The sequence below is a fragment of the Bradyrhizobium sp. 137 genome, assembly GCF_023074095.1.
In the GTDB taxonomy this organism is placed as follows: domain Bacteria; phylum Pseudomonadota; class Alphaproteobacteria; order Rhizobiales; family Xanthobacteraceae; genus Bradyrhizobium.
The window spans coordinates 110,582-127,667 of sequence record NZ_JADPKU010000103.1 but is presented as its reverse complement, the minus strand read 5'-3'; the positions used below and the strand labels follow the sequence as shown (position 1 = coordinate 127,667).

The window sequence follows — 17,086 nt, the reverse complement described above, 5'->3', positions numbered from 1 at the left end:
CTTGCGATGGTCCGTTTCTAACACTGTTTTGCCCGACGATCAATCAAAATTCGCCTCATCCGAAGTGCGGCCGGGAGCTCCACTGGGGAACTTCTGTTCCCCCATTAGCATTTGCTATGAAGTTCTCATAGCAAGGGCCTTCCTTCATGCGCGACAGCGCTCACGCTTCCAAGACGTCCGCGCCGTCGCTTTTGAAAAGGCTGGGGCCCGGTCTGATCACCGGCGCGGCCGACGACGATCCGTCGGGCATCGCCACCTACTCGCAAGCCGGCGCGCAATTCGGTTTCGCGCTGCTCTGGACGGTGTTTCTGACCACCCCGTTCATGATCGCCATTCAACTCGTCAGCGCCCGGATCGGCCGGGTCACCGGCAAGGGGCTCGCCGCCAACGTCATGCGGCTCGCGCCTCGCTGGGCGGTACTCGCGCTCGTGTCCATGCTCGTCGTCGCGAACACGTTCAACATCGCGGCCGACATTGCCGCGATGGCGGAGGCGCTTGGGCTCGTGATCGGCGGGCTCCAGCACGAACATGCGCTGATCTTCGCCGCCGGCTCGACCCTGCTCCAGATCTTCCTGCCCTATCGCCGCTATTCGCCGGTGCTGAAATTCCTCACTCTTGCGCTGTTCGCCTATGTCGCCACCGCCTTCACCGTGCAGATTCCGTGGAGCACGGCGCTGCTCGCCGCAGTGTGGCCCAAGGCGAATGTCAGCGCCGACTATTTCCTGATGGTCGTCGCCGTGCTCGGCACCACCATCAGCCCTTACCTGTTCTTCTGGCAGGCCTCGCAGGAGGTCGAGGAGATGAACCAGGGCAAGCGCGACAAGCCGCTGCGCGATGTTCCGAGCGGCGGCAATCCGGAGCTCGCGCGCATCAGGGCCGACACTATCTCCGGCATGTTGCTGTCCAACGGCATCGCCTTCTTCATCATCCTGACCACCGCATCGGTGCTGAATGCCAACGGCGTGACCAAGATCAATTCGGCGACGGAGGCCGCCGAAGCGCTGCGGCCGCTCGCCGGCGACTTCACCTTCGCGCTGTTCGCGCTCGGCATCATCGGCACGGGTCTCTTGGCCATCCCGGTGCTGGCGGGCTCGGCGGCTTACGGCGTCGCCGAGATCTTCGGCTGGCACGCCACGCTGGAGGCGAAACCTGAGAAAGCAGTCGGCTTCTATACGATCATTGCGGCCGCAACCATCATCGGCTTCGGCCTCGGCTTCACGGGAATCGACTCGATACACATGCTGGTGTGGAGCGCGGTGCTCAACGGTATCGTCGCCGTCCCGATCATGACGATGATGATGCTGATCGTCTCGAATCGCGCCATCATGGGCCACTTCAGGGCCCGCTCATGGCTGATCGCGCTGGGCTGGTTCGGCACTGCACTGATGGCGCTCGCCGTCCTCGCTCTGCTCGGCTCGTCCGTGATCGGCTGATGAGAAGAAGCGAGCCGGAAGGGCGCTCCCGGCCGCGCACCCATGCCGAGATCCGTCGATAGGCTACGGTATGACGGGATTAACGGTTGGCGACGTCTTCGGCCCCGGCCGGGCCGGCTCTATCGGCGATTTCGGTTCGGTCGGAAGCACGGCGGCCCCTGCGGCGCGCGCAGCTTCCCCCGTCGTCGCATACATAGCGACGTGGGCCGGCTGGGTCTTAGCGCGGTTCCAAGGTCCGTGGTCGACGATCAGCATCGCTGCGATCGTCACTCCGGCCACGATCAGCGCGATCACGCCGGGATGACGAAGTGCCGTAGAGATGGAACTCGCGAAACGATCAGCCGTCATCAGAAGCGTCCGCAATTATCCTATTGCAGGTTAATTCAATTGCGTGCCCCCGGTTCCGCTCCGGCTTCGGTAAGGTCCCGGCGAAGGCGGGAACACCCCGTTATGCTTTACCGATTCACTCGCCCGGCGCGATGGCATTGCTCGGGGTCGGCCGGTCCGTGATCTGCTGACCGAACAGACTGCCGATCAGCTCGACCGCTGTGCGTGCCGTCCGGCCACGTTCGTCCAAGAAGGGATTGAGTTCGACGATGTCGACCGATCCCACCACGCCGGAATCGTGCAGCAGCTCCATGATAAGATGGGCCTCGCGATAGGTGGCGCCACCGGGCACGGTGGTGCCGACGCCTGGCGCCACGCAAGGGTCGAGAAAATCGACATCGAAGCTGACATGCAACACGCCATTGCTTGCCTTGACCCGCTCGATGACGCGCCGGATCAAGACAGCGACGCCGAATTCGTCGATCTGCCGCATGTCGACAACCCTGATCCGGCGCGCGCGCATCAAGTCCTTCTCGAGCTTGTCGATCGAACGCGCGCCGAACAGATCTAGCCTCTCAGGGGTGATCGAAGCGCGGGGATCGTCACCCAGCAGTCCGTCGAGGCCGGGCTCCCCGCACAGGAACGCGGCCGACATCCCGTGCATATTGGCCGTGATCGTCGTTTCCGGCGTGTTGTAGTCGGCATGGGCATCGAGCCAGAGCACGAACAGGTCGCGGCCGCGCTCCTTCCAATGACGCGCCATCGCATTGACCGAGCCCATCGAGAGCGTGTGATCGCCGCCGAGGAAGATCGGCACTGCGCCGCTTTTCGCGATCTCATAGCCTCTGCGACTCAGCACGCGCGTCCAGCGCTGGATTTCCCGGTAATGATTGGCTTTCTCGGGCGGCCTGTCGGCGAGGTCACGGACCTCGGCCACGGAAAGATCGCCGTAGTCGACGACCTCAAAATCGAGGTTATCGAGCAGTGTCGCAAGGCCTGCGGTGCGCAGCGCAGCAGGGCCCATCAAGGTGCCGCGCTGCGAAGCTCCCATGTCGATGGGAGCGCCGAGCAAGGCGATGCGCCGGGTTAGATCCGTCGCGGTCCGATCGGTCACGGCAATCTCCTGATATCAGCAGGGCTACCGCCAGCCTAACAGAGATTCGCATCCGTCGTTTCCCGGGGGGCCGCCGTGGGCCTATTGTCCCGGAACAAAATCCCGCGCGCTGAATTGCCCATTCCAGGGCCGGCACCCGCCGTAAAGCCACGGCGCCTGTCGCGGATAGCCAAAGGTCGTCAGACCCGCTGTTCAAAACGAGCGCTCGCGCGGATAGCCAAAGGTGCCGGCCTCCATCATCGGGCCTGGAGGTCGCGCTTGAGCACGGAGATACCGCAGTCCAATCCCCAGCCCGGCATGGCCGAACGCGCCATCGATGCAGCGACGGATGTATCCCGCACGATCGGTGAAGTCGCGGGGGGCCTGCATGCAGCGGTCGATCGTCTTACCTCTGCGATCGAGGAAGCGCGAAAGCCGGGCCGGCCGCTCTCGACGATTGCGGCGATCACGCGCGAAGCGCCGCTCGCCAGCCTGTTCGTTGCTTTCCTGTTCGGCGTCGCGGTTGCGCGTCGACGCTAGAACATGATCCGAAAAGCTATCCAGCGGTACTCCGAAGAGGCCATGCTCAAACAATAACCCTAAATCGAAGCGGGCCCGTCAGGCCGCAGTGACGGCGGCGGCGCACTCAAGCGCCAGGAACTGCCGATCGAACGCTTCCACCGGCATCGGACGACAAAGAAGTACCCCTGCCCTTCCTCGCATCCCATGCTCACCAGAAAGTCCGCCGTGGCGCGGTTCTCGATACCTTCAGCCACCACTGTGAGACCGACCTGCTTGCTAAGCCCGATAGTCGAGCTGACGATCGCAGCATCGTCAGAATCGGCAAGCAGATCGACCACGAATGAACGATCGATCTTGAGCCCGTCGAGCGGAAACTTCTTCCGCTCAGGCTTGCATAACCGGTACCGAAATCGTCGAACAGAACGCGGACGCCCAGCTCCTGGATCCGTTTGAACATGTCGAGCACGCGGCTTTCGTCATGGAGCAGGATGTCTTCGGTGACCTCCAGCTCGAGCAGCGACGGCGTGAGCCCCTCGCTTCGAGCAACGCCGCAACCCAATGCGCGAGATCGCCGGAGTGGAGCTGCGAGGGCGATAGGGTGATCGCGACGCGCACGGCCTTGCCCGACAGTTCCCAGTCGCGTGCCTGAGGGCAGGCGGTCTCCATCACGCAGTTCGCGATCCGCTCGGACAGGGCCGAAGTGTTTACCACGGGCATGAACTCCGCAGGCGAGACGTAGCCGCGCACGGGATGCCGCCAACGGATGAGCGCTTCAGCTGCGATCAGGCTGCCGTCGACCAGACGAACCTGGGGCTGGGACAGTTGGAACTCGCCGCGATCCGCGGCAAGCGCCAATTCGCTCTCAGGCTTCAGCCGGTTCTCCAGCTCCTGTCTGATCGCACTCTCGAAGATCACGTGACTGCCGCGCCGCGTCAGCTTTGCCTTGGTCAGCGCGAGATGGCCGTTGCTCAGGAGATCGTCAGCATTACGCCCGCCGTCGGGATAGATGGCAACGCCGATGCTGATCTTGGCCCATACTCGTCGCCACTGAGGCGCGCGACGATCGCCCCGGCGCCGACCTCGGTCGTCAGGCGCTCGGCGACCGCCCGCAGCACGAGGTCGCCCGCTGCATGCCCGCAAATGTCATTGATTTGCTGGAAGCCGTCGAGCCCGAGCACGAGCAGTGCGAGGTCGGAAGACCGCCGCTCCGCCGCCGTGATCTGACCGATGAGGCTCGCATGCAGCATGCTGCGGTTCGCAAGACCTGTCAGCGTATCATGTTCGGCGAGATACCTGACGCGCTCGGCCTCGCGCTTGCGCAGCGAGATGTCGCGCAGGATCGCTCCATACTGAAAGCCGTCCGCTCCCTGCCAGCCCGAGAAGCTCGCCTCGACGGGAATGTCTCGCCGTTCTTGCGTCGTCCCTCGAACTCGACGACGACGGCGCCGCCGGGAACCAGCAGCGCCTGGCGGGCGGCATCGTGCATGGGCGGCCTCACGTCGCCATCCCCAGGGACGGCGCACAGCGTTCCGAACCGTGCGACCGATTATTTCGGCAGCGTCGAGGCGTCGCCGCGCACGGCGCTTTTGCGGCCTTTGCTCACAGACTTGCCTAAATTTAATCCCGTAACCTGCTCATGATCGCTCGATCCGGCGGTTGCCATTGACCATGTTCAGCCAAAGGTGATTGAGACGGAGCCATGAAGAGGGTGTTTGCAATCCTGGCGTTTCTCTGCGTCCTCGGGGTCGGCCAGTATTTCGTCGTCAGCCGGTTCGCGATCCGCCATGAGGCTTTGGCCCTGTTCGACGCTTCTCGCCAGCGGCCGATCTCGGTTGAGGTCGCGGTGAGACGCGACTACGAGACCAAGGCCAATCTCGGCCTCTGGAAGCTTCCGCTCGCCGTCATCAGCAACGGCAACACCGTCAAAGCAACCGAGTATTCCTTCCTGGCCAACGTGCTCGCCGCACGCGGCTATCTGGTTGTCAGCATCCAGCAGGATCTACCGAGCGATCCGCCGCTGATGACCCATGCCGGCCAGCAATATGTCGGCCGGCGTGAAGTCTATGTCCGCTGCGAGGCCAACATTCTGTTCGTGCTGGGCGAGTTGAAGAGGCGGCAGGTGAACGTCGACTACGACCACATCACTCTCGTCGGCCATTCCAACGGCGGCGATGTCTCGATGTATGTCGCCCATCAGCACCCGGAGCTGGTATCGAAGGTGATCACGCTCGACAATCTGCGGGTGCCTTTGGTGCTCAGCGACAACATGAAGATCCTGTCGTTCCGCTCGAAGGATCCGCATTTCGTGGCCGATCCCGGCGTGCTGCCGACACCGGAAGAGGCAAAAGCGCGCGGTATCGACATCGTCCATACCGGCGCACAGCACACCGAGATGAGCGATCGCGGTCCCGATTCGGTTAAGGCGAAGATCCAGGAGACGCTCGACCGCTTCCTGCGTGACAGCGCCAGCAGCGCGCTCGCGCCGGCCGATACGAAGAGCCCGATGATCATGAACCCCGGCGACTATTAGCCAGAAACGCCTTTGCAACAGGTCAAGGCAGCTCCGAGCCGCCATGATAGGAAGGGTCCCGCGATCTCGGAGGGGCACCGCGGCACGGGCGCCCGCATTCGTAGATCTATCGTTCGAGGCGCAGGCTGCTGCGGTCGATTATCGCGCGCATCGATCTCTCGCAATTCCAGAATACTCGATTTCTTCCTGCTCGACGGCGCGAAGATGCCGAGCTTCCCTTGAGCCGCAAGGAAGCCGGCGACATCATGGCCTATACCGGATCGCTGCGCCGGTAGAACGCCGGGCCAACGTGACAGGTGGAACTGCAAATCCCTGCCGGAAGACCGACAGGATCAGCAGAAAAGGATGATGGACGGCGAATGAACCCATTAAGTGCCCATCATGGACCTGCCCGGCATCAGAATGCGCACTCGCCGGCGCGCAAAATCAATTTGTGGGCATGCAGCGCCGCACCAACAGAATCAGGACTTGTCCTTGCCCGGTTGCATGAAGCTGCCAGTCATCTGGCGCATGTGATCCCCTGCGTTGGTGAACTGACTGCGCAGGAAGTCGGACTGAATTCGCATCGCTTCCTGAAGGTCTGTGGCGTGAACGAGCTTGCGTGCATGCTCGAACGCCGACTTCATGTTCTGTTCGGTGAAAGCGAGCGCCTGCTTCGACACTTCCGTCCCCGCACCCGGAACGGTCGTCATCGATTTGGTGGCGGCTTCGAAAAACATGCCGAATGCCTTTTCCGCCTGGTCAATCGTCTTCTCGGCCAGGTCGCGCAGTTCGGCCGGAACTTCAAGCTTCGGGTCGATCATGGTCGCACTCCTCCCTTTTCCCGACTGAATACCACACTTACCGGATCGCCTTCCAGCGGGCCGGCCCCTGACGAGGGCTGCCTGGTGGGCCGAATCTGGCAGGAAACGAAGGCGACGGCGTAGGGCCGGTGCGGCCTTACTCAGGACAGGGGATGTTCGGGAAGAGCTTCTTCGGTGACGAGGTCTTCGACGAGCTTGATGACCTCGAAACGCTGCCGAGGCTCGAGCTTCAGAAACGCACGGAGCAGGCGCAGGCTTTCGACGGTGCCGCCCGCGGGCGCGCCCAGCGTGAGGTGCAGTTCAGCCGCGAAATTAAGGTTCTTCATCTCGCACCTATGACAAGCATCGGCCTTCATATTCTTGCGTCGAAGTCGCACGCGAGGGACCGAACGCCACAACCCGATTCTATGGGGATCAGCTCTCGGCCGCAGGCCCGGCGGTCTAGCGTGGCCCAACCGAGCAGGTTGCAATTATGCCAAGGAACAACTCATCCGGCAAGCCCAAGAGCCGCTATAGCAATGCGCCCGGATCGCGCCACGGCAATTCCGGATAACACGAATATCGACCGCCGTCACCTACCTGCGTCAAGAAGCGGCATCGATCACGCACACAGCCGAGATCGCTGTCAATTGGCCCTGCATTTCGACTTGTTTCCGATATGAACAGAGATGGGCTGACACGAACTGGCGCTTCGGCAGCATATACACGCAATTGTTGAGTCGCGTCTCAGCGGCTGTATCGTTGGCGATAGGAAAGCCAGTGGCCCGTACCGCATCCGTGAGCAGCCGATCGCTTGCCCGCGGGCGAAGCCGCGGGCGTGCGATCGTCATTTGCGCTGCCCTGCCCGTGGCGTCCTAATTGTCGCGGCGAAGCCGTAGATCAGCGCCAGCCGGTCCAGGCATTCACGGAAACGCCGCGCAAAATAGTCGTTCCAGCGCTGCGTACGAACGGCGCGGCGCTGCCCGATCTGATCCATGGTCAAGCCCAGCACGAGCACGTCGTGCACCAGCGCTGCGCCGTCGGTACCGAGCTCGCGCTCGACCCGATTCAGCCGCAGCACCGCCTGCCGCTGGCTTTCGGTAATCGGCTCGCGCGTACGAGCGCCATCGACATATTCACGGGTCGGGTCCATGGCCTGGGGCCCCCGCTCCGCCCTCTCCCAATCGCTCTGGAAGGCGCGCCCGCCGCGGTATTGTGCCTCGTCGATCTGATGATGCGCGTGCAGCCGGCCGAGCGGATCGCTCCGGACCGACCGGATGGCCGCGATCTTCTCGCCGGGATCGACCGCCAGCGGATTGTCGACCTCGACTTCCGCCACTTCAGCATTGAACGGCACGTCGTGGGACCGCCGGTCATAGATTCCAGCCAATTTGTAAGATTTGTTGCGTCGGGCACGTGCCACTCGGATACTCCTTTGCGCAATCGACGATGAACGGCTGGCCGCCGGTTCAGGCAGCGCAGATCAGCCTGAGCAAGACGGGACGGGTGGCACGGGCGGACTCAGCTGCAGAACGGCGCGTCAGACGCGCATGCGGCGTGCAATAGCTGGAACCCGGCTGGCGCGGATGGCCACAGAAAGTGATTTCCTCCCCATCCTTGTCGCCGCCATAGGGGTAGCAGCAGTCGTCGACCGCAAGGTCGACCAGTGGGACCAACCGCGGCTGCATACGGACGCAGCGCAATTTGGCGCGCGCAGCAGGCTTCATTGCGGATTTCGGCGGCAAATTCAGGTTCGGCAACGCCGACCGGCGCGGCGACGGCGGGCAAGCCTCGCCGGGCAGCGACGGCACGACCGATGGACTCGTCATCCAAGCCGGTATGACGAGGCCGAGCCGCTTGGCGCGGCCGACCACCGCGCTGCGTGTGTAAGCCGTTCCAAACCTTGCATTAATCTCTCGGCCGATGGCCGCTAAGACATCCCCTTCAGAAAATAGTCGCGAAGCGCGTCGGAGTGCTCCGACGGCCAATGGCTCGGTTCCATGCTGCTGTCCTGTGATGCGCCCCCTCCGACCGCATGATCGCGAGGCGGGAAGATATATTCCGGTATTCCGAATCGAAAGTCAACCCGACAATTCTGATATTCATAATTGCATCAATTCCGAATTTCGGATTATAAGAGGCAAGACCATGCGCAATCGAGGGAATCACCATGTTGGACGTTGCAATGATCGAGCGGGGCCTGGAAAAGACCGGCAAGAGCAAGGGCGGCCTGGCGGCGGCCATGGGCGTGCGACCCGGCGCGGTCTCGGAGATTCTCGGCGGCGAGCGCCTAGTGAAGGCTTCGGAGATCATTCCGATCATGGAATATCTCGAACTCAACCTCGCGCCGATCATGGGCCGCGTCGGCGCCGGCGCCGTGATCGAGCCCGATTATGAACAAGTTCCGCCGGAGGGACTCGGTGACATCACGCTGCCCTTCCCCATCATGGAAGAGACCGTCGCCTTCGAGATCGTGGGCGATTCGATGCTGCCCAAGTACGAGAGCGGCGACGTGATCGTGGTCTACAAGGACCAGCGTCATCCGCTGTCGAGCTTCTATGGCGAGGAGGCCGTGGTCCGGCTCAAGACCGGCGAGCGCTATTTGAAGACCATCGAGCGTGGCAAAAGCCCCTCCGTGGTCAACCTCACCAGCTTCAACGCCAAGCCGATCGTCGGCGTGAAGCTCGAATGGGTCGGAGAGATCTGCCTGTCCATGCCCAAGGGACAGCTCGAGCGGCTGCGCGCCAAGTCCGCCCGCCCTCGCAAGAAGGGCAGGTAGCCGCCGATTTTCATTTTTTGGAAGTCGCTCTTGACTTATTTCTGATTTTCGGAAATAACTCTGCCGCACTCTCGACTGGGTGCGGCAGGTTCGTTCTATGCAATATTTCGTCGTGATGATCGACTATGGACGGCGCGGCCGCGAAGCGGTCGTCGACCCCGAAATCACGAGACGTGAGATCATCTCCCGCATCGTTTCGGGTGAATACCGGAACGTCTCGTTCATCCACGAAATCGCCGACATTTCCGTCGAGGACGTGACCGAGGCCATCCTGTCCGAGGCCACCCTGCCCCAGATCCCGCCCGAAGATATCGACCTCCAGGCATGCCGCCTCGATCACGCCCGCGATCTGCGCAAGCACGAGCGGACGTGACGCAAGCCGGCAGCCTGCATCGCGCCGTCTCGAATGAACGTCACACCGTAAGCACGGTCGACCCCGTGGTCTTGCGCGCGGCGAGATCGGCATGCGCTTTGGCGGCGTCCTTAAGGGGATAGGTTTGGTGCACCTCAATCTTGACTGCACCGGACTTGACGACCTCGAACAGTTCGCCTGCCATCGCGACCAAACTTTCACGCTTGGCGGCATAAGTGAACAGCGTCGGCCGCGTGACGTAGAGCGAGCCCTTCTGGGCCAGCAGGCCGAGATTGAGCGGATCGACGGCGCCGGAGGACTGACCGAACAGCGCGGCAACGCCGAGCGGCGCGAGGCAGTCCAGCGATTTCAGGAACGTGTCCTTGCCGACCGAATCATAAACCACAGGCACCTTCTTGCCGCCTGTGATTTCGTCGACGCGCTTCACGAAATCCTCCCGCGTGTAGACGATGACATGGTCGCAGCCATGCGCCTTGGCGAGCTTCGCCTTCTCGTCGTTGCTGACGGTGCCAATCACGCTTGCGCCGAGGTGCTTGGCCCACTGGCTCAGGATCAGACCGACGCCGCCGGCTGCGGCGTGGAGCAGGATGGTGTCGCCGGACTTCACCCGATAGGTCTGCCGGATCAGATACTGCGTCGTCAGCCCCTTGAGCATCATCGCCGCCGCAGTCTTGTCATCGACACCGTCAGGCAGCTTCAACAAGCGGTCGGCGGGGATCAGCCGGGCCTCGGAATAGGCGCCGAGCGGCGAGGCGCCGTAGGCAACACGATCGCCCGGCTTCAGATCGGTGACGCCTGGGCCGACTTCCTCGATGACGCCGGCCGCCTCGCTGCCGAGCCCGCTCGGCAGCTGCGCCGGATACAGGCCCGAGCGGTTGTAGATGTCGACGAAATTGAGACCAACGGCGGTGTGGCGGATGCGGGCCTCGCCGGGTCCGGGCTTGCCGACGCTGACCTCCTCCCAGACCAGGACTTCCGGGCCACCGGTCTTGTGAAAGCGAATGGCATGCGTCATGGGCGTTACTCCCTTATCGTTGCAGTGAAGTTTAGAGAACCTGATCGCACTGGGAAGTAGGCATTTGGTCCGGCCGTTACAGTACCGACGCGTAACAAGAATGTCACAGCGGCCGACAAATGTCCGCCGTTCCGGCTCTGTTCGGAAGAGTTGATGACGGGCGCGGGGGCGAGTGGCAGTAGCCTTCGCGCGGGGCTTGGTGGTCGCCTGCGAAGGAGAGCCGAGATGCCAGCTTATGTTCAGCATCATCAGGATGTCGAGATCGCGCCAGTGACTTGCCCCACCTGCATGGGGTTCCTGCCGATGTATGTCCGCGAGGTCGAACCGCATTGGAGCCTTGCCAAGATCGACCTTGTCTATGAATGCGCCGATTGCGGCGCCGAGGTCAGACAGACCATCCGCAAGCCGAAGCTGCTGCAGCACTGATCGCGCGCCGGCGCACCGTTCAACTATTTGCGTTAAGCGGAAAAAACGCCGCTCCCGCGGGTCTGGTGGCTCCCAAACGAGGCTTGTTCTTTGCCCGGAACGCAGGCAGAACAAGCCGCAAGCAGGACCTTTGGGAGCGCCCTTTCGTGGCTGATCAGAAGGCCTCGACCTCGATCGAGGCAGTGGAGAGCGGCCTCGCCGCGCAAGGCTATATCGCGAGCCGGCAGATCGCGACCGCCGTGTATCTGTCGCAACAGATCGAGAAGCCGATCCTGGTCGAGGGCCCGGCGGGCGTCGGCAAGACCGAGCTTGCCAAGGCGATTGCCGCTTGGCGCGGCATGAAGATGATCCGCCTGCAATGCTATGAAGGCCTGGACGAGGCCAAGGCACTCTACGAATGGAAATACGCCAAGCAGCTTCTCTATACCCAGATCCTGAAGGACAAGCTCGGCGAAGTCCTGGGGGGCGCGCAGACACTGCATGCGGCCCTCGACCAGCTCCATGATTTCGGTGACGTGTTCTTCTCGAAGGAATTCGTCGAGCCGCGGCCGCTGCTCCAGGCGCTGGAGCAGCCGGGCGGCTGCGTGCTCCTGATCGACGAGATCGACAAGTCGGATGCGGAGTTCGAATCGCTGCTGCTGGAGATCCTGTCCGACTTCCAGGTCACTATCCCCGAGCTCGGCACCGTCTCGGCGATCACGCCGCCGACCGTGATCCTCACCTCCAACAGCGAGCGCGACCTCGGGGATGCCTTGAAGCGACGCTGCCTGCATCTGCACATCGGCTTTCCCGAGCAGAGGCTGGAAGAACGCATCGTCGAGAGCCGCGTGCCCGGCATCTCGCAGACGCTGCGCCGGCAGATGGTCGGTTTCATCCACGAGATCCGCTCACTCGATCTGAAGAAGCTGCCCTCGGTCAGCGAGACCATCGATTGGGCGCGCGTGCTGGTGCTGCTTCAGGCCACCGAACTCGATACCGAGATCGTCAGGGACACGCTCAACGTGCTCCTGAAATACGAAGCCGATATTGAAGCCGCGGCGCCCCAAGTTACGACCTTCATTGCCAAGGCGGCGCGGTCCAACGTCTTCGGTTGAGACCGATGCGCGAGAACCTCCATCGTTTTTTTCGGGCGGCGCGCGGCGCCGGCGTTCATGTCTCGCCCGCCGAAAGCATCGATGCGATGCGCGCGGTCAAGCAGGTCGGTTTCTCCGACCGCGCCATCTTGCGCGACGCCCTGCTGCTGACGCTCGCCAAGTCGCAGGACGAGAAGCTCGCACTCGGCGATTGTTTTGATCTCTTCTTCAGTCAGCCGGAACCGCGGCAGGATCAGCCTGAAGCCAGCAGCGATGACGCTTCGCAGGACCTAGATCAGTCGCCCTCATCGGACGCGGCCAGCGAAGCCGGTGAAGGCCAGCCTCCCCAGGAACTGGGCGCTCTTGCGCAGATGCTGCTGTCGCAGGATCGCAATGCGATCGCGGCGGCGATCGCCAGTGCCTCCGGTGCCGCCTCGCTGTCCGATATCCGCTATTCCACCCAGCGCGGCATCTTCTCCAGCCGCATCCTCGATGCCATGGGCCTCCAGCGCCTGCGGGACGATTTGGACCAACTGACCGCGACCAACCCGCCACTGGCCGAGCGTTTGCGCGCTGCGCTCGATGCCTTGCGCGAAGCGGTGCGCGACACGGTTTCGCAGGGGCTTGCGCTCTACGCCCGCGAGGAGGCCGAAAGTCTCCGCAACGAGATCCTGCGCAATGCGCCGCTCGCGCGCATCGAGCGGCGCCAGGTCGCCGAGATGCGCGCCCTCATCCGCCAGATCGCGCGCCGGCTGCGCGAGCGCTACTCGAAGCCGCGCAAGCGCCAGCGCCGCGGCCATCTCGACGTTCGCCGTACGCTCCGCCGCAACGCGGCCTTGGGCGGGGTGCCGTTCCTCACCGCCTGGAAACGCAAACATCGCGACCGACCCAAGATCGTGGCGCTCTGCGATGTCTCCGGCTCGGTCGCCCAGGTCTCCGACTTCTTCCTGCTGTTGATCCACTCGCTGCATGAGGTGGTCGACGACGTCCGCTCCTTTGCCTTCTCCTCGCATCTGATCGAGGTCAGCGAGATCCTGGAGAATAACTCCCCGGAAGAAGCCATGGCCGAGATCATGTCCAAGGTCGGTTTCGGCTCGTCCGACTACGGCTCTTCGCTGGTCGATTTCGAGAAGGAGTTCATGAGCACGCTGACGCCGCAGACCACGGTGATCGTGCTCGGAGACGCCCGCAGCAATAACCTCGATCCGCGCGCCGACATCTTGCGCCGTATCTCCGAGCGCTCAAAGCGGCTGGTCTGGCTCAATCCCGAAGGCCGGCTCGCCTGGGGCTTTGGCGATTCCGAGATGCCGCGCTATGCGACTTTTTGCAGTGTCGTGCGCCAATGCGCCACCGCGCAGCAGCTCGAGCGCGCGGTGTCCGATATCGTGGCCACTTATCAGTGAAGGGCCGGTCACGCCCGTCTCTGAGGTCAGGTGGCGGTCAACTCGGCCCGGGCGATATTGCACTCCCGAAAGTGATAGGCAATTTCGTCGAGGGCGCGCTGCTCCCATTCCCGGGCTTGCGCGAGCCAGAAAACCCGCCGCTCAAAATCGAGCGCGGCACGCTCGCGGCACAGAGATTCCTGACTGCGAATTTCCACCAGCCTGTTCATGCACTCCACTCCTGCCTGTGAAGCCATTCCCCGCGAATTAACCTAACAGGGTCCCGAACGCTCCGTCTCATCATTTCTGTGCATATTGCGACGCAGAATGGGACAGTCGCTGTTCCCGTGCAGCGCAGCGGTTCGCGCCGCAACATAAGCCTAGATCATCAATATGTGATCGAGGTCTCGGACAATATTTGTGCCCAAACGATCTTAACTCCTAAGACGCAATGAAGTGCGACCATTTGTGAAGAGACGTTCTAAACAACTCACCGAATTCCCGACTCATTGTCGTCGCATGGTGTTCATGCAGCGCCGCTAACAGAGGCGCGCAGACGTTACTATCGCTTGAGGGCAGCATGAGCAACGACGTCGACTTCGATCTTTCGCCGGATCAATGGGAAGCGCTACGCACGCTTCGCAATCCGGCATCGAACGGTCGCCTCTCGAAGGCCTATCTGGTCGAAAGCCTCGTCAAGCTCGGCCTTGTTGTCGTCAATGGCGGCGTGCCTGAGATGACGCCCACCGGACGCAAGGTGCTGGTCCGCGGATCATGCCGGCTGCTGGATCTCGCAGCGTAATGCGAACGACGGTTGGCCCCCTCACCCGAACATCAATTCTCGCCGAAATCGGATCAAATGACCTTGGCAGCAGGAGTGCTCGAGGGTGGCCCCGCCGACTGCTTAACCGATGTTGCGGATCAGTCATTCCCATTGGAGGAGCGGCGTTCCATACGCCCTCCTCCAGACCGACAGGAAACGTGGGAACCAGGAGTGCGCCACCGCACCCTTGTAGGCCCAGGTGCGATATTTGAGGCCTTGCTCGGACAGCAATTCCTGATAGCCGCCATGGACCTCGGTTGCGGTCCGAATGTCCTTCAATATTCCCTGGGCGCAGGCTCGGTAGGTGTCGCCCCCGAGAATTCGTCGTAGTCCAGCATGCGATCCGCAAACTCGACGTTGAATGTCGGCCAGGATGAGCGTCCCTGGTAGGCGGGAGCCGCGATCTTGTGAATCATCTTGGTCTGCGGATCATCCGCCGACGCCAGGAAGTGGCAGGTGTTAGGGACGCGGAAAGCGCGGCTCCGCAATGATTAGATCCGCCGTCGCCGCGAACAGCGCACGCTCGCACTCCTCGTTCAGGTCCCAGAAGCCGCGATGCACGCTGACGAAATCCAGCGCAACCGAGGACGCCGGCGGAGCCGCCGGGCCGTCCAGCGAATGTCTGATATAGCCGTCCTTGCCGAACAGCCGGAGCAGGTCCTTCTTATACTGCCCGAGGTGACGTCCCAGCAGCCGATTTAGCTCGTTCTCGTCGACGACTCCAAGCTGAACGCCCCACAGGAACGTCGTGTACACGCAGGCATTTGTGACGAACCGCCGGCGCTCGGCGCGGGTGTCGGTGGCTGCAGAGCGCGGGGTGCGGGCATCGCACAGCAAATATCTGGTGCCGCCATCGTCGAATGACTCCAGCTCGCTTGCGAGCTGCAGGATCGCCCGCTTCAGGTCGGCTCCGTATTCGGCCAGCAGCAGACGGCCGGCATGCGCGCATTGCGACATCGCTAGATAGGACGACGCCCTGTCCTCCGCGGAAATCATCTGCTGGAGACCGGCCAGGATACCGAGCAGCGTATCCGAAGGACGCGAGAAATAGTTACGCCGAGATGCCGGCCGCGTCCCGCCGGCACGATGGTCGTGGTAACGACGCCAGCGCGAACCGCCTCCAGCAACAGGTGCACGCTCTTTTCGAGCAGACGGGCCCGTCGCACCGCGTCCTGCGCATCCATGATGGTTTGGGGATCGAGAATGTCGGGATAGAACCAGGCGAAGTCGCGCGGATAGTACGCGCAGGCGTGGGGCGCCCCCGTGACGAGGAAAGCCTCGGTCGCCGAGAAGGCGCTGTCCATCGAGTGCCGGTAAAGGTCCGCGATGGCCGAGAGTGAATGAGGTGACTGCCTCAGGAATCGATCGCCGAGAAAATTCACCGCCTGAAGCGCGTTGGCAACGAAGTCGCCGTCGGGTCCTGATAAAATCGGTTCTCACGACGTGATGGAAAAGAGGTCGCGCTGTTCATAGGTGTCGTCGATTGTGTCTCGTGGTCGCGGCAATACGCCGCCACTTTCTGGAGCTGTCTGATTCGTGTCTCTATCCGGTGACTTGCGGGCTCGACTTACCTTCCCAGGGCCTGAAATTCTCGATCACCCGCAGCAGCACGCGGGCGCCAGCTTCGGCATCCGCCAGCTCGACATGCTCGTCCGGGTGATGGCTGATGCCGCCGCGGCAGATGAGCGCATCGCGCATCGACACGCCGTCACGGTCGCGCGTGTTCAGGACGCTCTTGTCGAATGTGCCGGCCAACGCACGGCTGCCCAGCAGGGTCGAGGCGAAACGTACCCCCTCTTCATCGGCAAAGCCGACGACCTCGATCGCGAACGGCAAAGCGCCTGCCGCGGCGGTTGAGATCTGCGACACAGGCGATCGCGGTGATCACGCCGAGCGGCCCGTCCCATTTGCCGGCATCGCGCACGGTGTCGTAGTGCGAGCCGAGCATCAGGCAGAGCGCACCCGGCCGTTCGCCTTCGTAGCGGCCACAGACATTGCCGATCGCATCGAGATGCGCGCTCATGCCGGCCTCGCGCATCCAGCCCAGGATGAGGTCCGCGGCTTCGCGCAACTCCTTGCTCAGATAGATGCGGGTGAGCTTGCCGGCCTCTTCCGAGATCGCACCGAGCACGTTGATGCGACGCACGATTTCTTCGCCGAGCGATGTCGTCTGAACGGCGTTCCCAGCAACTATCTCGGCGGGGCTTTCCATCTTTCGGGGCCGCAGCAGCGGCGGTCCTGATGACAATAGATACAAGTTGGATGCGAGCGAAAATCGCGCACTGGCGATGTCCCGATCCGGGTATCGTTAGCATGAACGCGAGCAGCTCGCCGACGGTCTCCCGGCATGCACACGCACGGACAGGTTAAAGCTGCTTAACTCCATTGCATACAATTTGGGGTTACTGCCCATAAATTAATCTGTCGATTTCCTGATCAGGATTCGGGCAGCATAGAGAATCCCATATTTTCAAGACGTTATCTCCAATTGAACGCTCCGCAGTCTGTGGCATGAGGCTTGCGACACT

General features: G+C 62.5%; 16 protein-coding genes and 4 pseudogenes. 9 read left to right on the top strand and 11 right to left on the bottom strand.

Going from position 1 to position 17,086, the window contains the following annotated elements:
* The first annotated feature begins 146 nt into the window (after positions 1-146).
* Positions 147-1,433, top strand: coding sequence for a divalent metal cation transporter (locus IVA78_RS28370; protein WP_247468827.1), 1,287 nt, complete (start codon positions 147-149; stop codon positions 1,431-1,433).
* 63 nt (positions 1,434-1,496) lie between these two features.
* On the opposite strand, the gene IVA78_RS28365 is transcribed toward IVA78_RS28370, so the two are convergent.
* Together IVA78_RS28365 and rocF are read right to left on the bottom strand one after the other, a co-directional pair.
* Positions 1,497-1,781 carry a hypothetical protein gene (locus IVA78_RS28365; RefSeq protein WP_247301807.1) on the bottom strand — a complete coding sequence of 95 codons (285 nt, stop codon included), beginning with the start codon at positions 1,779-1,781 and terminating at the stop codon, positions 1,497-1,499.
* A 115-nt stretch (positions 1,782-1,896) separates the two neighbouring features.
* Entirely contained in the window at positions 1,897-2,874 is a 978-nt protein-coding gene (gene rocF / locus IVA78_RS28360) for an arginase (RefSeq protein WP_247468825.1), read from the bottom strand.
* Positions 2,875-3,132: 258 nt separating this feature from the next.
* Here rocF and IVA78_RS28355 point away from each other — a divergent pair, with 258 nt between their 5' ends.
* Positions 3,133-3,393 (top strand): hypothetical protein, encoded by a 261-nt coding sequence (locus IVA78_RS28355; RefSeq protein WP_247301811.1) that lies wholly within the window; start codon positions 3,133-3,135, stop codon positions 3,391-3,393.
* 78 nt (positions 3,394-3,471) lie between these two features.
* Here IVA78_RS28355 and IVA78_RS34330 read toward each other — a convergent pair.
* Positions 3,472-4,918, bottom strand: a pseudogene (locus IVA78_RS34330) (bifunctional diguanylate cyclase/phosphodiesterase); the annotation flags it as partial.
* A 156-nt stretch (positions 4,919-5,074) separates the two neighbouring features.
* Here IVA78_RS34330 and IVA78_RS28335 point away from each other — a divergent pair.
* On the top strand, positions 5,075-5,905 hold the full coding sequence (locus tag IVA78_RS28335; protein ID WP_247468820.1) for an alpha/beta hydrolase: 831 nt from the start codon (positions 5,075-5,077) through the stop codon (positions 5,903-5,905).
* 461 nt (positions 5,906-6,366) lie between these two features.
* Here the strand turns inward: IVA78_RS28335 and IVA78_RS28330 are convergent, their stop codons facing one another.
* From IVA78_RS28330 to IVA78_RS28315, 4 genes and pseudogenes are all read right to left on the bottom strand, one after another.
* Positions 6,367-6,708 carry a phasin gene (locus IVA78_RS28330; protein WP_247301816.1) on the bottom strand — a complete coding sequence of 114 codons (342 nt, stop codon included), beginning with the start codon at positions 6,706-6,708 and terminating at the stop codon, positions 6,367-6,369.
* 140 nt (positions 6,709-6,848) lie between these two features.
* Complete coding sequence (locus IVA78_RS28325; protein ID WP_247451455.1) at positions 6,849-7,034, bottom strand: hypothetical protein; 186 nt, start codon at positions 7,032-7,034, stop codon at positions 6,849-6,851.
* 500 nt (positions 7,035-7,534) lie between these two features.
* Positions 7,535-8,110, bottom strand: a complete 576-nt coding sequence (locus tag IVA78_RS28320; RefSeq protein WP_247468818.1) for a hypothetical protein — start codon at positions 8,108-8,110, stop codon at positions 7,535-7,537.
* Between the two features lie 46 nt (positions 8,111-8,156).
* Positions 8,157-8,689 (bottom strand): annotated as a pseudogene (locus IVA78_RS28315) (GcrA family cell cycle regulator).
* Positions 8,690-8,857: 168 nt separating this feature from the next.
* Between IVA78_RS28315 and IVA78_RS28310 the strand changes: the two are divergent.
* Both IVA78_RS28310 and IVA78_RS28305 read left to right on the top strand, forming a co-directional pair.
* A complete protein-coding gene (locus tag IVA78_RS28310; RefSeq protein ID WP_247280567.1) occupies positions 8,858-9,466 on the top strand; it encodes a S24 family peptidase in 609 nt (202 codons plus the stop codon).
* Between the two features lie 97 nt (positions 9,467-9,563).
* Positions 9,564-9,839, top strand: coding sequence for a hypothetical protein (locus IVA78_RS28305; protein ID WP_247468816.1), 276 nt, complete (start codon positions 9,564-9,566; stop codon positions 9,837-9,839).
* Between the two features lie 40 nt (positions 9,840-9,879).
* Here the strand turns inward: IVA78_RS28305 and IVA78_RS28300 are convergent, their stop codons facing one another.
* A complete protein-coding gene (locus tag IVA78_RS28300) occupies positions 9,880-10,854 on the bottom strand; it encodes a quinone oxidoreductase (RefSeq protein WP_247468814.1) in 975 nt (324 codons plus the stop codon).
* A gap of 225 nt (positions 10,855-11,079) precedes the next feature.
* Here IVA78_RS28300 and IVA78_RS28295 point away from each other — a divergent pair, with 225 nt between their 5' ends.
* The 3 genes from IVA78_RS28295 to IVA78_RS28285 all read left to right on the top strand — a co-directional run bounded on the left by IVA78_RS28295 (position 11,080) and on the right by IVA78_RS28285 (position 13,756).
* Positions 11,080-11,280 carry a hypothetical protein gene (locus tag IVA78_RS28295; RefSeq protein WP_247468812.1) on the top strand — a complete coding sequence of 67 codons (201 nt, stop codon included), beginning with the start codon at positions 11,080-11,082 and terminating at the stop codon, positions 11,278-11,280.
* A gap of 146 nt (positions 11,281-11,426) precedes the next feature.
* Positions 11,427-12,374: a MoxR family ATPase gene (locus tag IVA78_RS28290; protein ID WP_247468809.1), complete on the top strand. Its 948-nt coding sequence runs from the start codon at positions 11,427-11,429 to the stop codon at positions 12,372-12,374.
* Between the two features lie 5 nt (positions 12,375-12,379).
* Positions 12,380-13,756 (top strand): VWA domain-containing protein, encoded by a 1,377-nt coding sequence (locus IVA78_RS28285; RefSeq protein WP_247468808.1) that lies wholly within the window; start codon positions 12,380-12,382, stop codon positions 13,754-13,756.
* A 26-nt stretch (positions 13,757-13,782) separates the two neighbouring features.
* On the opposite strand, the gene IVA78_RS28280 is transcribed toward IVA78_RS28285, so the two are convergent.
* Positions 13,783-13,965 (bottom strand): hypothetical protein, encoded by a 183-nt coding sequence (locus IVA78_RS28280; RefSeq protein ID WP_247468806.1) that lies wholly within the window; start codon positions 13,963-13,965, stop codon positions 13,783-13,785.
* Between the two features lie 350 nt (positions 13,966-14,315).
* Here IVA78_RS28280 and IVA78_RS28275 point away from each other — a divergent pair, with 350 nt between their 5' ends.
* Positions 14,316-14,537, top strand: coding sequence for a hypothetical protein (locus IVA78_RS28275; RefSeq protein ID WP_247468805.1), 222 nt, complete (start codon positions 14,316-14,318; stop codon positions 14,535-14,537).
* 123 nt (positions 14,538-14,660) lie between these two features.
* Here the strand turns inward: IVA78_RS28275 and IVA78_RS28270 are convergent.
* Both IVA78_RS28270 and IVA78_RS28265 read right to left on the bottom strand, forming a co-directional pair.
* Positions 14,661-16,029 (bottom strand): annotated as a pseudogene (locus tag IVA78_RS28270) (hypothetical protein).
* Between the two features lie 209 nt (positions 16,030-16,238).
* A pseudogene (locus IVA78_RS28265) lies at positions 16,239-16,752 on the bottom strand (M20/M25/M40 family metallo-hydrolase); the annotation flags it as partial.
* Positions 16,753-17,086 lie beyond the last annotated feature (334 nt).